The sequence below is a fragment of the Streptomyces viridosporus genome (genome assembly GCF_002078235.1).
Classification (GTDB): domain Bacteria; phylum Actinomycetota; class Actinomycetes; order Streptomycetales; family Streptomycetaceae; genus Streptomyces; species Streptomyces viridosporus.
On sequence record NZ_MSGP01000027.1, the window covers coordinates 1 to 14,359 of the forward strand.

Annotated in this window: 9 protein-coding genes; 2 read left to right on the forward strand and 7 right to left on the reverse strand. The window is 71.2% G+C overall.

Annotated features, from left to right (window positions below; translation table 11 throughout):
- From B7L92_RS02205 to B7L92_RS02235, 7 genes are all read right to left on the reverse strand, one after another.
- The coding region (locus tag B7L92_RS02205) for a GH12 family glycosyl hydrolase domain-containing protein (protein ID WP_081235824.1) at positions 1 to 945 on the reverse strand (945 nt) is incomplete at its 3' end.
- A gap of 366 nt (positions 946 to 1,311) precedes the next feature.
- Positions 1,312 to 4,671: a CARDB domain-containing protein gene (locus B7L92_RS02210; RefSeq protein WP_081235816.1), complete on the reverse strand. Its 3,360-nt coding sequence runs from the start codon at positions 4,669 to 4,671 to the stop codon at positions 1,312 to 1,314.
- Positions 4,672 to 5,094: 423 nt separating this feature from the next.
- Entirely contained in the window at positions 5,095 to 6,117 is a 1,023-nt protein-coding gene (locus B7L92_RS02215) for a LacI family DNA-binding transcriptional regulator (RefSeq protein ID WP_081235817.1), read from the reverse strand.
- Positions 6,118 to 6,234: 117 nt separating this feature from the next.
- On the reverse strand, positions 6,235 to 7,839 hold the full coding sequence (locus B7L92_RS02220) for a glycoside hydrolase family 13 protein (RefSeq protein WP_081235818.1): 1,605 nt from the start codon (positions 7,837 to 7,839) through the stop codon (positions 6,235 to 6,237).
- Positions 7,840 to 7,955: 116 nt separating this feature from the next.
- Positions 7,956 to 8,831: a carbohydrate ABC transporter permease gene (locus B7L92_RS02225; RefSeq protein WP_081235819.1), complete on the reverse strand. Its 876-nt coding sequence runs from the start codon at positions 8,829 to 8,831 to the stop codon at positions 7,956 to 7,958.
- 14 nt (positions 8,832 to 8,845) lie between these two features.
- Positions 8,846 to 9,805, reverse strand: a complete 960-nt coding sequence (locus B7L92_RS02230) for a carbohydrate ABC transporter permease (RefSeq protein WP_081235820.1) — start codon at positions 9,803 to 9,805, stop codon at positions 8,846 to 8,848.
- 92 nt (positions 9,806 to 9,897) lie between these two features.
- On the reverse strand, positions 9,898 to 11,310 hold the full coding sequence (locus B7L92_RS02235) for an extracellular solute-binding protein (RefSeq protein ID WP_081235821.1): 1,413 nt from the start codon (positions 11,308 to 11,310) through the stop codon (positions 9,898 to 9,900).
- A gap of 588 nt (positions 11,311 to 11,898) precedes the next feature.
- On the opposite strand from B7L92_RS02235, the gene B7L92_RS02240 reads away from it, so the two are divergent.
- Both B7L92_RS02240 and B7L92_RS02245 read left to right on the forward strand, forming a co-directional pair.
- On the forward strand, positions 11,899 to 12,855 hold the full coding sequence (locus B7L92_RS02240; RefSeq protein ID WP_081235822.1) for an alpha/beta fold hydrolase: 957 nt from the start codon (positions 11,899 to 11,901) through the stop codon (positions 12,853 to 12,855).
- A gap of 487 nt (positions 12,856 to 13,342) precedes the next feature.
- The gene (locus tag B7L92_RS02245; RefSeq protein ID WP_081235823.1) at positions 13,343 to 14,059 is read left to right on the forward strand and encodes a S1 family peptidase; all 717 of its coding nucleotides are present in this window, start codon (positions 13,343 to 13,345) and stop codon (positions 14,057 to 14,059) included.
- Positions 14,060 to 14,359 lie beyond the last annotated feature (300 nt).

The window sequence follows — 14,359 nt, forward strand, 5'->3', positions numbered from 1 at the left end:
GACGCGCTGCCCGGCGGGCAGGGCGAAGGCGAGCCTCCAGCCGTCGACGGCGGACGATCCGGTGTTCCTCACGGTGACGTTCGCGGTGAAGCCGCCCGGCCAGACGTTCGTGGCGTACGACACCGTGCACGCCGCCGGGGTGCCGGGGCCTCCCGGCGTACCGCCGCCGGTGTCGACGGTCGAGGAGAAGGAGTTCACCGCGAGCCCCGCACCGTTCTGCCAGGGCTCGAAGCCCGCCTGCACACTCGTCAGGTACCAGTCGTTCCGCGCCATGCCGCGTGCGACGGTCTCCCGGACGAAGTCCATGACGTCGAAGCTCCAGCTCTCGATCGCCGAGGGGGCGACGAAGGACAGCACGTCGTTGGAGCCGTTGCCGCCCGACCACACCTGCCAGGTGCGCCCGCCCACGGTGGCCGTGCCGACCTGGGAGCCGATCGGCTGGATCGGACCCACCTTGTTGAACCAGATCATGATCTCGGTCCGGTTCACGCCGTCGGTCCGGGGCGTCGGGTCCAGCCAGATGTCGTACGAGGCGTTGTACACGGCACCGCCGACATAGCCGTAGGAGATGCTGCTGGGTGCGCTCGAGATGCCGCTGATCCGCGCCGGGAGCTTGGTCCCCGGCGAGCAGTTGGTGTAGTGGCAGCCGTTGAAGACCGACGGGTACGACTTCGGGGCGCCGTTGGTCGGCACCGAGCCGTCGGCCTGCGTGAGGCGGAAGCCGGTGTCCGTGGCGGTGACGCACTGGGGGGAGCTGGAGCCCCAGCGGTTGTTCTGGACGACGTAGCGCCCCTGGATGGTGGTGGTTCCGTACGGTTCGCAGATCGTGGTGTCGGCCTGGGCCGGCGCCGTCGCGGTCACCAGCGCCGCGATCACGGCGAGAGCGGTGAGCAGGGCGGCGAACAGACCGCGCACGGCGCGGATCGGGTGCGGTAACCGTCGCATGTGGGGGGCCTCTCCAAGAGGGTGCGGGGGCCGGCCGGCGGAGCGCTTCCGCTCCCCGATGATGGGAGCGCTCCCATGAGCCGGTTCGAGGGGACTGTAGAAGGCTCACATGTCCCTGACAAGGCTGTGTGCACGAAACTGTCGAAGCAAATTCGAAGCCGCAGGTCAGGGAATATGATCCACAGGGGGGACCTGCGTGGAGAGAACCCTCCGAAACATTCGACGGCGGGATCCTCACCGTGTCGCCCTGGTTCTCCGCCGCGACCTCGTCGGACGCGGGCGCGTGGCGCGGGCGCGGAACGCGGCTCGGGGGGGATGCCGGAGCGGCGGCCCGGGAAACGGGTCGCCGCCTCGGTGCCGGGGAGGTCAGGTGCGGTTGACGACGAACTGCGAGCCGGGTTCGACGACGACGTCGCCCTCCGCGCAACCGCTGATCGTCACGTCGGTGAGGGTGGCGCTGCCCCGCGCCCCGCCCATCGCGAGGACGCCGGAGCCGTTGACGCACCCGTCGATGCGGACGCCGGAGATCTTCACGCCCGGCGTCGCGCCGCCTCCCGTCTTGAACTGGATGCCGTCGTAGGTCGAGTCGTGGATCTCGGTGTCCCGGATGGTGACGCCGGGGATGTCCGGGCCCTGCGCGAAGAGCGTGATGGCGCCGAACTCCTGGGCCTCGTTCCAGAACGCGCCGCCCGTGCGGTGCAGTTCGTTGTCGGCGATGAGGGTCTGCCCGGAGAAGGGCAGCGGGTCGTGGTCGGTGGCGAGCATGATCCCCGGGTAGTTCATGGTGTCGGAGACGACGTTGTTCTCGATCGTGTTGCCGTGACCGCCGTAGATCGCGATGCCGTTGGCGCGCCAGGGCAGTTGGACGGTGTTGTTGCGGAAGTGGTTGTCGTGGCCGATGTCCACCGACGTGTCCTTGACGTACTTGCTGGCCCAGACCGCCAGCGCGTCGTCGCCGGTGTTGCGGAAGGACGAGTTGTGGACGGTCGAGTTGCGGGTGCCGTTGGCGAAGTTGATGCCGTCGGCGTAGGTGTTGCGGATCCGCATCCCGGTGAACTCCAGGCCGTCACCGGGGTTCCACAGCTCGGGGATGTTCGAGTGGTCGCGGCCGACCCAGACGCCGACGTTCGCGTGCTCGATCCACACGTTGCTGATCCTGGTGTTCTTGCCGAACCGGCCGTTGAGGCCGACACCGCCCTCCGCGTTGCCGTCTCCGCCCCGGATCGTGCCGGAACCGAAGATCGCGATGTCCGAGATCCTGGTGTTGTCGTCGATGTCGAAGCCGAAGTTGCCCTCGTGCGGGTGGTTGATGCCGCCCGCCTCGTGCGGCGGTGTCAGGGTGGAGAGCTGCGAGTGCCACATGCCGGCGCCGCGGATCGTCACGTCGCGGATGCCGACCTGGTTGTGGCTGCCGCGGTCGAGCGGGTCGTCGGTCAGGATCTTCTGCTCCTGGCGCCACTGGCCCTGGGGGATCCACACGCACTCGATCTCGCCCTTCTGGTCGGCCGTGACCGCCCGTTGGATGGCGTCGGTGTCGTCGATCCCGTCGTTGGGCACGGCGCCGTACTCGGTGATCGACGTGCACGACGCGGGCTTGGGGGCCGCCGGGGCGACCTGCTCCAGGTCGATGAGGTCGATGACGTAGAAGTCGGCTGTGTCGCCCGCATCCCGCTGGAGGCGGAACTTCGTGCCGGCCGGGTAGCTCTGGGTCAGCAGCGCGTGGGACTCGTCGAACAGCCGACGCGCGTCACCGCCCGGGGTGTTGGTCAGGCCCTCGGGACTGTCGGTGTTCCCGTAGAGCCAGGCGTGCTTGGAGGAGAGCGTCAGCTTCCGCACGAACCGGCCGTCGGCGTAGAGGCTGAGGGTGGCCTCCCGGCCGCCCCCGTTCGGGGCGTCGGGGATCGAGTTGCGCACCACGAGGGAGTTCGCGGCGCCGGTGGAGGTGAACTCGACGTGGTCGCCGGTGGAGTCCAGGCGCACCGACCGGCGGCCGGAGGACTCGGTGGCGAAGTTGGTGTGGCCGAACGTGCGCCTGCGGTCGGCGGTGAGGAGCGTTCCGTCGTAGCGGGCGTCCTCGGCCTCGTACTCGGTGTACGGCAGGGCCGCGCCGCGCCCGACGACGAGGGAGCGGGCGAAGACGTTGTTGTTCTCGTCGGTCTCGTCGACCACGTCGGTGGCGTCGGCCGTGGCGGTCAGGGTGGCGCCGCCGTTCGTGGCCTTCCAGGTGCCGGCGACGGCGACGGTGGCCGTCTCCCCCGCGGCGATGGATCCGGCCGTGCCCTCGAGGACGGTGTCGCCGACGGTGAGGCGGGTGACGGTGCCGGCGGGGGCGGCGGTGGTGCCGCGGTTGTTCACCGCCACGGTGAAGGAGACGGACGCGCCGACCGGGGGCGACGCCGGGTTGCTGGTGATGCCGGTGACCCGCAGGTCCGGGCCCGGGCTCCGGGTGACGGTCAGCTTCCGGTCCGCGATCCGGCTGTTGTTGCTGTCGTCCAGTTCGGGAACGGTGTCCGTCGGGTCGGCGACGGCGGAGACGGTGTAGGAGCCCGTCGGGCGCTTGCCGACGGGGACGGAGACGGTCGCGGACGATCCGGCCGGCAGGGGGGCGACCGGGGCGGAGCCCGCGACGGTGCCCTCGACGCTGACGTTCATCGTCGTCGCGGGGGCGGCGGCGGTACCGGCGTTGCGGACGGTGGCGTCGACCGTCACCTCGTCCTTCTCGGACGGGGCGGCCGGGGACCAGGTCAGGTCGGTGACGACGAGGTCGGGGTGGGGTGCGGCCGTGCCGAGGACCTGGAGCTCGGCGACCTGGCCGCCGGGGGCCCCGGTGTTGGAGAAGAACGTCAGCCGGAGGTCGGCGACGCGGCCGGTCACCGGGATGACGACGGAGTTCTGCCCGGACGAGGGGCTGAAGGCGTAGTCGGCGCGTGCCTTCAGGGAGGTGAATCCCACGTCCCCCTGCCCGCGGCCCAGGACCTGGAGGGACTGGGTCCTCGGCCCCCATATCTGATCCGGGTTCAGCTTGACCACCACGGCCTCGATATCCGCGGCGGCGCCGAGCCTCACCGTGAGGCTCGACGGGAAGCCCGCCGACTCCCAGTAGGTGGTGAGGCTGTCGTCGTTGGCGTTCGTCGCCCCGTAGTTCTGTGTCGTGGACGTCGCCTCGATCGGCTTGCCCCGCGCCAGGTTCGTCCCCTGGGCCGGGTCCCCGCCGCCCTCGCCGTAGATCTCCAGCTCGGACAACTGCGCCGCGTTCCAGCCCGAGTTGGACGTCACCTGCACCCGGACGTACCGGGCCTCGACGGAGGACAGGTCGACGCTCACGGTGTTCGCCGCGGACGGGGCGAACGAGCGGGAGCGCGCGGGGGCGAGGGCGGTGAAGGAGCTTCCGTCGGTGCTGCCGAGGACGCCGATGCCCTGGGTGCGCGCCTCCCAGGCGGTGGGCAGTTTCAGTACGACGCGGTCGACGGCGGTCTTCGCGCCGAGGTCGACCTGCACCCACTGGGGGAAGGAGCCCGACGGGCCCTCCCAGTACGACGCCTGGCTCCCATCGGTGACGTTGCGCGCCGGGTGGCTCCCGTGGGCTCCGCCGGCCGTCGCCGCCCTGCCGAGAGCGAGGTTGGACTCCGCCGCGGCGTGCGCGGGGGCGGGCAGCAGTCCGGTGGCAATCAGTGCCGCCATCAGCAGGCTGATCACCAGCCGTCTGCTCGGATGTTTGCGTCTCATGGTGGCCTCTCCACGATCCGGACGCGGGGCGCGGCCCGTCCCCCGCTTCCCGGGTCCGGCCGCGGACCGATGGCGCGTGCGAGGGGCCGGGGAGGGACCGGGGAGAGGGACGGCAGGGTCACGCGCCAGGAGCCCGGCACGATTCCGACAGGGAACGGCGACGGCAAGCCAACTTCTTGAGTGATCCTGTAAATCATTTGCACCGTCGAGGTCACAGGTTTCTACCGGGTGACGGCTTTGTCAACGGTTCCGTCCGGTCCCTGCGGGCGGCGCCCCGGGGAAAACCACCGGCACCGGTGTCGGAGCCGCGGGGAGCGGCGGTGACACCGGTGCCGGTGGACGGAGGGGAGTCCGGTCGGGGAAGTGCCGTGCGCCGGGCCGGACGACCGGCGGAGAGTGGATCAGAGGCGGATCAGAGGCGGATCAAGGAGCGGGCCGGCGGGCCGACGGCGGGGCGGTCGATCCGCGGACGACCAGTTCGGGCTCGAAGAGCAGCTCGCCCGGATGGGTCCGGGTCCCCTGGATCTGGGCGCACAGCAGATCGACCGCCGCGCGGCCCATGGCCTCGATGGGCTGGCGCACCGTGGACAGCGGCGGTTCGGTGCAGGTCATGAAGGCCGAGTCGTCGAAGCCGATGACCGACACGTCCGCGGGGACGGACAGGCCCCGGCGGCGGGCGGCCCGGATGGCCCCGAGGGCGAGCGGGTCGCTGCCGCACACGATGCCGGTGACGCCCCGTTCCAGCAGCCGGGCCGCCGTGGCCTGTCCGCCCTCCAACGAGAAGATCGACCGCCCCACGAACTCGTCGGCCAGTTCCCCGCCCGCCGCCTTCGACACCCTCCGGGCGGCCTCCAGTTTGCGGCGCGACGGCACATGGTCGTCGGGGCCGAGGACCAGGCCGATCCTCTCGTGCCCCAGCGAGACGAGGTGGCGCCAGGCCTGTTCGACGGCGACGGCGTCGTCGCAGGCCACGCAGGGGAAGTCCAGGCCCTCGATCGACGCGTTGACGAGGACGACCGGGATGTTCCGCTCCGCCAGCCGGTGATAGTGCTCGTGCGGCGCGTCGGCCTGGGCGAAGAGGCCGCCGGCGAAGACCACGCCGGAGACCTGCTGCTGGAGCAGCAGGTCCACGTAGTCGGCCTCGGAGACACCTCCCTTGGTCTGGGTGCACAGCACGGGCGTGAGCCCCTGCTGCGCCAGCGCGCCCCCGATGACCTCGGCGAACGCGGGGAAGATCGGGTTCTGCAACTCCGGCAGCACGAGGCCGACGAGCCGGGCGCGCTCTCCGCGCAACTGCGTCGGCCGTTCGTACCCGAGGACGTCCAGCGCCGTGAGCACGGACTGCCGGGTCGCCTCGGACACCCCGGGCTTGCCATTGAGGACACGGCTGACCGTCGCCTCGCTGACCCCCACTTTCTTCGCCACCTGAGCAAGTCGTCGCGTCATATACGCAAGGCTAACGCAAGTACCGCAAGTGAATTGCGGTCGCTCCGTTTTTCCGGCCCCGGTCGTGGCGCGGGTCCGTTGCGGCCCCTTGCGGGCCGGGCCGGTCACCGGTCCGGATCAGGCACGCAGCCATACGGCCGTGTCCCGCGGCAGCGTTCCGTCGGCGCGCAGCGGGCCGCTGGCGAGGAGCAGGCGCTCGTACGGCGGCAGGACGGCCGGACCGTCGGAGAGGTTGACGACGCAGCGCAGGCCGTCGGTGCGGGCGAAGGCGAGGACGCCGTCCTCGGCGGGGAGCCAGGTCATGGGGCCGTCGCCGAAACCCTTCTCGGACCGGCGCAGGCGCAGGGCCTCGCGGTAGAGGGTGAGCATCGACCCCGGGTCGGTGCGCTGGCGGTCGACGGCGTGGCGTGCCCAGTCCTCGGGCTGGGGAAGCCAGGGCTCGCCGTCGGAGCCGAAGCCGTACCACGGCGCCGCTGCCTCCCAGGGCAGCGGGACCCGGCAGCCGTCGCGGCCGGGATCGATGCCGCCGGAGCGGAAGTGCATGGGGTCCTGGATGCGCTCCGGCGGAATGTCGGCCTCGGGCAGACCCAGCTCCTCGCCCTGGTACAGGTACACCGAGCCGGGCAGGGCGAGGGTGAGCAGGGCGGCGGCGCGGGCGCGGCGGGTGCCGAGGTCCAGGTCGGTGGGGGTGCCGAAGCGCTTGGCGGCGAAGTCGAAGGCGGTGTCCGCGCGGCCGTAGCGGGTCACGGTGCGGGTCACGTCGTGGTTGCACAGCACCCAGGTGGCGGGGGCGCCGACGGGGGCGTGCTCGGCGAGGGTGGCGTCGATGGTGCGGCGCAGCCGGCCGACTTCCCAGGGGCAGGTGAGGAAGTTGAAGTTGAACGCGGTGTGCAGTTCGTCGGGGCGCAGGTAGCGGGCGAAGCGTTCGGCGTCGGGCAGCCAGACCTCGCCGACGAAGACGGCGCCGTACTCGTCGGCGACCGCCCGCCAGGAGCGGTAGATCTCGTGCAGCTCGTCCCGGTCGATGTACGGGTGCGGGTCCGCGCCCTCCTCGAAGTCGGCGAGCGCGGGATCCTTCACCAGCAGGGCGGCGGAGTCGATGCGTACGCCGGCGACGCCCCGGTCGAACCAGAAGCGCAGGACGTCCTCGTGCTCCCGGCGGACGTCCGGGTGGGCCCAGTTCAGGTCCGGCTGCTCCGGGGTGAAGAGGTGGAGGTACCACTCGCCGTCGGGCACCCGGGTCCAGGTGGTGCCGGAGAACTGCGACGGCCACGCGTTGGGCGGGAGTTCGCCGTGCTCACCGCGGCCGGGACGGAAGTGGAAGCGTTCCCGCTCCGGGCTGCCGGGCCCGGCCTCCAGAGCGGCCCGGAACCAGGGGTGCCGGTCGGAGACGTGGTTGGGCACGATGTCCACGAGGGTGCGGATGCCCAGTTCCCGGGCTTCGGCGATGAGTTTCTCGGCCTCGGCGAGGGTGCCGAACGCCGGGTCGATGGCGCGGTAGTCGGCGACGTCGTAGCCTCCGTCGACCATCGGGGAGGCGTACCAGGGCGTGAACCAGACGGCGTCGACGCCGAGTTCCGCGAGGTGGGGCAGTCTCGCCCGGACACCCGCGAGGTCTCCGGTGCCGTCGCCGTCGCCGTCGGCGAAGCTGCGGGGATACACCTGGTAGATGACGGCGTCGCGCCACCAGTCGTCGGAGCGGGGCGAGTGAGGGGCTGCCACGGGGCGTTCCTTTCGGGCCGGGGCGGTTCTTCGCCGCCGTCGCGGTGGCGGGGCGTCGACGGGCCGGGACGGCGGCGAAGGCTTCGGGGAGGGCGGCGTCGGGCCGGGCGGGGGCGTCAGCCCTTGAGGCCGCCGGCGGTGAGGCCGCTCATGATGTTGCGCTGGAAGACCAGGAAGATGATCAGGGTCGGCAGGGAGGCGATCGTCAGGGCGGCGATCAGGACGTTCACCGGGACGCCGTTGGAGAGCGAGTAGATGCCGACGTTGAGGGTCTGCTTCGCGGGGTCGGGCAGGGTGAGCATCGGCCAGAGGAAGTCCTTCCAGACCCCGACGACCGCGAAGATCGACACCACTCCCAGGACGGGCCGGGAGATCGGGAGGACGATGGACCACAGGACGCGCATCGGTGTCGCGCCGTCCATGGCCGCGGCGTCGAGCAGTTCCTTCGGCAGGGAGTCGAAGAAGCGCTTCAGCAGGAAGATGTTGAAGGCGTTGGTGACGGACGGGAGCCAGATCACCCACGGGGTGTTCAGCAGGTTCCGCTCGACGACCGGCACGTCCAGCACCGTCAGGTACTGGGGCACGACGAGGACGGTCGCCGGGATCATGAGCGTGGCGAGCATCATGCCGAGGATGGCCTTGCCGAGGACGGGGCGCAGCCTGGACAGCGAGTAGGCGGCGGCGACGTCGAGGACGAGCTGGAAGGCGAGCGCGCCGAAGGCGTAGTAGAGGGTGTTGAAGAGCAGGGAGGACAGGTCCATGACCTCCCAGGCCCGGCTGTGGTTCTCGGGCGTGAAGGTTTCGGGCACCAGGGTCGGCGGCGTCCGGATGACCTCCTGCGCGTCCTTGAAGCCGCTGGAGACCAGCCAGTACAGCGGTCCGAGGAAGACCAGGGTGAAGCCGCCGACGACGACGGTGAAGACGATCCAGTACAGGGCCTTGCCGCGGGGCTCGGCGAGCTGGGCCGGTGAGATGAGCGTACGCGTGGGCATGAGGGCCTCCCCGGCTACTCGTCCTCGGCGCGGCTGAGCCTGACGTACGCCGCCGAGAACCCGGCGAGGAGTACGAGCAGGAGCAGGCCGAGGGCCGCCGCGGCACCGTAGTCGTTGAAGTTGAAGGCGTACTGGTAGATGAGGTGCACGACGGTGGTCGTGGACCCCTCGGGTCCCGCGCCGCCGGTGAGCAGGAACGGCTCGACGAAGACCTGCATGGTCGCGATGACCTGCATGAGCAGCATCAGCGACAGGATCAGCCGGGTCTGCGGGATCGTCACGTGCCAGATCTTGCGGAACAGGCCGGCGCCGTCGAGCTCGGCCGCCTCGTACAGCTCGCCGGGGATGCCCTGGAGCGCGGCGAGGTAGACGAGGGCGGCGCCGCCCATGTTCATCCAGGTCGAGGCGATGACGACGGACAGCATCGACAGGTCGGGGTCCTGGAGCCACTGCTGTCCGGGCAGGTGGAGGAGGCCCAGCAGCTCGTTGAGGAGCCCGTACCCCGGGTCGTAGAGGTACTTGAAGAGCAGGACCGAGGCGACCGGCGGCAGCATCACCGGCAGGTAGACCAGCAGCCGGAGGTACCCCTGTCCGTGGTGGAACTCGTTGATGACGACCGCCACGACGAACGGAACCGCGAACCCGAGGAGCAGCGCGAGCACGGTGAACAGGAGCGTGTTGCGCCACGCCTGCCAGAAGGCCGGGTCGTTGAGGACGGTGGTCAGGTTGTCCAGGCCGACCCAGGTGACCTCGCCGCCCTCGGTCCTCTGGAAGGCCAGGAAGAACTCCCTGATCATCGGGTACCAGGAGAACACCGCGAAGCAGAGGACGGCTCCGACGAGGAATCCGTGGGCCGTCAGATTGCGCCGCAGGCTCTTGGAGAACCGGCCGCCGGCGGGTGCGGCACCCGTCCCGCGCGGCCGGGGGCGTCGGGGAGGCACCGCCCTGCCCGGGGCCGGACTCGGGGCCGGCATCGTCGCTCCTCGGTACGGGGCTGCCGTATCCGCTGCCGGACCGGGCTGCCGGGCGAAGCGGTCCGGGGGACGAGCCGTCCCGCCCGGGCCGGTCACCGGCCGGCCAGGACCTGGTCGACCTGCGCCTCGGCGGTGTCGAGGAGCTCGTCGACGTCGGCGTCCTCGTTGGTGAGGATGCCGGACATCACGGTGTCGAGGATCTTGTAGATCTCCTGGGCCCTCGGCGGCTCGGCCTTGCCGGGCACCGGGTGGTCCATGAAGGTCTTGAAGTTCTCGACCGGCATGGTGGCGTGCTCCGCGCGGGCGGCGTCGTCCTTCCGCTTCGACTCGTTCAGCCAGAAGTTGGGCTGCGGGACGCCGACCGGCAGTCCGTCGGCCTTGGCCCGTGCCCAGTCGAACTGCCCTTTGCCGACCGTGAGGTTCTTGAAGTTCAGCCAGGCGATCGCGGCCTTGATCTTGTCCGGCGAGATGCCCTTCTTGATCATGTAGTTGTTGCCGCCGGCCAGGGTGCTCTTCTGCCCGGGGATCGGCCCCATGCCGAAGTTCTCGTACGTCGCGCCGAGTTGCTGGACCATGTACGCGATGTCGTCGGGGGCGGCGAGGAACATGCCGAGCTTGTCGGTGGCGATCTGCTTCTGGAGGTCGCCCCACTTCAGCAGCTGGGTCTCGCCCATGCTGTCGTCCTCCCAGCGCATGGCGTGGAGGTTCTCGGCGATCCGCCTGCCCGACTCGTCGTTGAAGGCGGCCTTCCTGCCGCCGGCGTCCACGATCGCACCGCCGACGCTGTACACCTGGGCGGTGAAGTGCCAGCCGCCCTGGTTGCCGGCGCTGTACTCGCCGAAGCCGGCGATGCCGTCGCCGAGCGCGGCGATCCTCTTCGCCGCGGCCCGGACCTCTTCCCAGGTGCGCGGCGGGCTGTCCGGGTCGAGACCGGCCCGCTCGAACAGCTTGCGGTTGATGAGCAGGCCCATCGTGTAGTTGCTGGTGGGCAGGCCGTAGAGCTTGTCTCCCTCCTTGAGCGAGCCGAGGACGTCGGGGTCGATGTCCTTCAGCAGCGGAACGGTCCTGTCGTTGACGTAGGGGGCGATGTCCTCGGCGCCGTCGTGGTCGAGCACCTGCGGCAGATCGGTGAAGTACGTGTAGAAGACGTCGGGCTGGGACCTGGCCTTCAGCATCGCGGTGAAGCGCGGCGGCTCCAGGCACTGGCCGGGGGTGGAGCGGCCCTCGATCCTGACGTTCGGGTAGGTCCTGTTGAACTCGGCGACGTCCTCCTTCCACTCCTTCAGCTCGGCCGCCTTCGCCGCCGGAGGCATGCAGTCGATGGTGATCGTCACCTTGGTCTTCGGGTCCAGCGGGGCGGACGGGTCCGAGGACCCGCCGCCGGAACCACCACTGCCGTCGTCGCTGCTGCTCGTACCGCAGGCGGCGAGAGCGGTCAGCGTGAGGGCGGAGACGAGGGTGAGCGCGCTGGTACGGCGGGTACGGCGGAACCGGGCACTTCTCATGGTGGTCCCCTTCGGGCATGAACGTGGAGGTCGCCCCTCCACCGGTCGGCTGCTGCGTTGTGGGGCGGCCCACACTCAACCACCCCCTACAAGGGAACGCAAGATATCGCGCTGTTTTCGTAATTGCTCGACAATTGAGTGTCGGTTGGGCGCGGATTGCCCTGCTGAGCCCACCGGTCCCCGCAAGGATCACGCCCTCGGGTCCACGGACCGGTCGAGGTCCACCACGGCCTCGAACCGAGTGCTCGTGTGCCCTCCCGGGGGAGGGCACGGCCCGGACCGGGCCGCGGCGCTGAGGCGACGGCGAGGAACGGCGAGGAGCGGTGACGGCACCGGGGAACGGCACCAAGCAGGAGCCACGGGGTGCCTCGCCCCGACCGGGCCGCGCGGCGCCGGGCCGGTTGCGGGTGCACGGCCGCCGACCGGTCGTGCACCGCCGTCCGTCCCGTCGGCCAGGAGCGCTCCGCGTGTCCGGGGCGCTCACACCCGGCGACGGGATCTTCACTCGCCCGGCCCCCCTCCCGGTGCCGCACCCATCGGCGGAATGCAGTGTCGTCAGCAGTCATTCCCCTCGGCGAAAGAGTGGATATGGAGCACATACGGCGTACCGCCGTCCGGCGGGCACTCCCCCTGGCCGTCCTTCTCCCCACCGCGGCCCTGATGGCCGCCGGCCCGTCCCTGGCATCCGAGAGCGGCGGCAGTGCCGAACCCCACGAGGGCACCAGGCCGACCGTCGTGCTGGTGCACGGCGCCTGGGCGGACACCTCGAGCTGGAGCGAGGTCGTCCAGAGCCTCCAGGCCCGGGGGTATCCGGTGGTCGCCACCGCGAACCCGCTGCGCAGCCTCTCCGGCGACTCCGACTACCTCGCCGCCCGGCTGAAGACGATCAAGGGTCCCATCGTCCTCGTCGGCCACTCCTACGGCGGCGCCGTCATCACCAACGCGGCGGCCGGCAACCCGAACGTCAAGTCCCTCGTCTACATCGCGGCGTTCGCTCCGGACAAGGGCGAGACCACCCTGCAACTGACCGCCAAGCGCCCCGGCAGCCTGCTGGCGAAGGACCCCGGGATCCTGGACTCCGTCCCTCTCGGCGGCGGCCCCACCGACGTCGATCTGTGCCTCAAACCGGACAAGTTCAGCGACGTCTTCCTGAGCGACCGGCTCGCGGCGGGCCGGGCCGACGTACTGGCCGCCTCGCAGCGGCCCCCGACCGCCCTGACGGGCAGCGAACCGACCGAGGCAGTCGCCTGGAGGACGATCCCGTCCTGGTACCTCGTCGCCACCGACGACCGCACCATCGGCACCGAGAACCTGCGCTTCATGGCCGAGCGGGCCGGCTCGACCACCGTCGAGGTCGACGCCCCGCACGCCGTACTGGAGACCGACCCGGATAAGGTCACCGACCTGATCCTGCGGGCCGCGCAGGACTCGCGGCCCCGCCTCGCCAGGACCGGTGCGACCGAGCGGGTCGCGGGCCTCGGCGGTGCGGCGGCCCTCGCCGTTGCCGGCGGCACGGCCCTCGTCGTCCGGTCCCGCCGCGCCTGAGCCGGCCTCTCCCCCGTGGGCCCCCGCGTCGTCCGGGGGCCCACGGTCATGCCGGGGCCCTGCCCCCCTCCCCGGCTGTGTGCGACCGGCCAGTGCGTGGGGGGGCCGAGGCCGGGGCGCGCCCTACCTGATGGGGCGTCGACAGCGGTACCGAGCAGAGCCATCGATTCGGACCGTACCGGTCCCCCGGCGTCCCGGCCGGGCCCGGTGCGTGCGACGCGGTGCGGCTTCGCCGCCGGCCCTGGGTGAGGACGGCGGTCCGACCCTCCGCCCCGACCGGCCTTCACGCCCCGCACGCGGCCAAGGGCCGGTTATAGCACCGCGTTATGCCCAAGCGTTAGTACCCCCCTCGCCGTTCCTCCGGAATTCTGGTCCATGCCCATGACGAACTCCCGTCTTCCGGATGGGAGTTCGTCATGGGTGCGGCCTTCGGGCCGCCGGCCCCCACACACACGTCCGCTGGACGTGCCTTCCGAATCGAGGAACCTTGCGCATATCAAGGCTCGTTCCCGCTCTCGCCGCAGCAGCGGTCTCCGTCCTCGCGCTTCTCGCCCCCACCGCCACCGCGGCGTCGACGCCCCCGATCCCCAAGGCTCCGCAGCCCATCATCGGTGGCGGGCAGGCCACCAGCGGTCCCTGGGCCGCCCGGCTGTTCTCCAACGGCAGAGAGACCTGTTCGGCGACGATCATCGCCCCGACCTGGATCCTCACCGCCAAGCACTGCGTCACCGGCGGCGGTCTGTCGTTCCGCATCGGCAGCCTGGACCAGCACAGCGGCGGCACCCTGGCCAACGGCGCCCAGACCTACACCCACAGCTCGGACCTGGCGCTCGTCCGTCTCGACCGTTCCGTGTCGGCGACCTACGCCACCCTCGGGCAGCCCGGCTCGGTGAGGGTCGGCCAGAGCGTGCAGGTGTACGGCTGGGGCGCCACCTCGCAGTGCGGCTCGGAGGCCAACTGCCAGTCCCGCTACCTGAAGGTCGCCAACGTCACGGTCACCGGTGCGTGCGGGGACGCCTACGGCGGCTCCGCGATCTGCGCCCGCCGGGGCAACGGCATCACCGCCGGCGGCGACTCCGGCGGCCCGATGATGGCGAACGGCGTCCAGGTCGGCGTCGCCTCCACCAGCGACCGCCAGACGACCACGGCGTACACCAACGTGACGGCGTACCGCTCCTGGATCCAGTCGATCGCGGGCGTCTGACCCGTCCCCGTGCCGACGCGCGCCGGGCCCCCCACCACGACGCGGTGAGGGGCCCTCCCCCACGGCCGCGGAGACCACCGGTCCCCAGTGCCGCGTCACAGGCGTGGGCCACGGCGGAGGTCAAGGGCTGGTTCCCGTTCCCGGCCCGCGAGGGACAGCCCTTCGTGCGGTGGACCCGCTCCGCCGGCCCTGCCAGGGAATCGACGGGAGCCGGCGGTGCGTCCGGGCGTAGGCTTCTCCCGGCAGGGACACGGCTGGGTGGGGGAGCACATGACGGCTGGGGCGGCCCCGAGGTGGGCG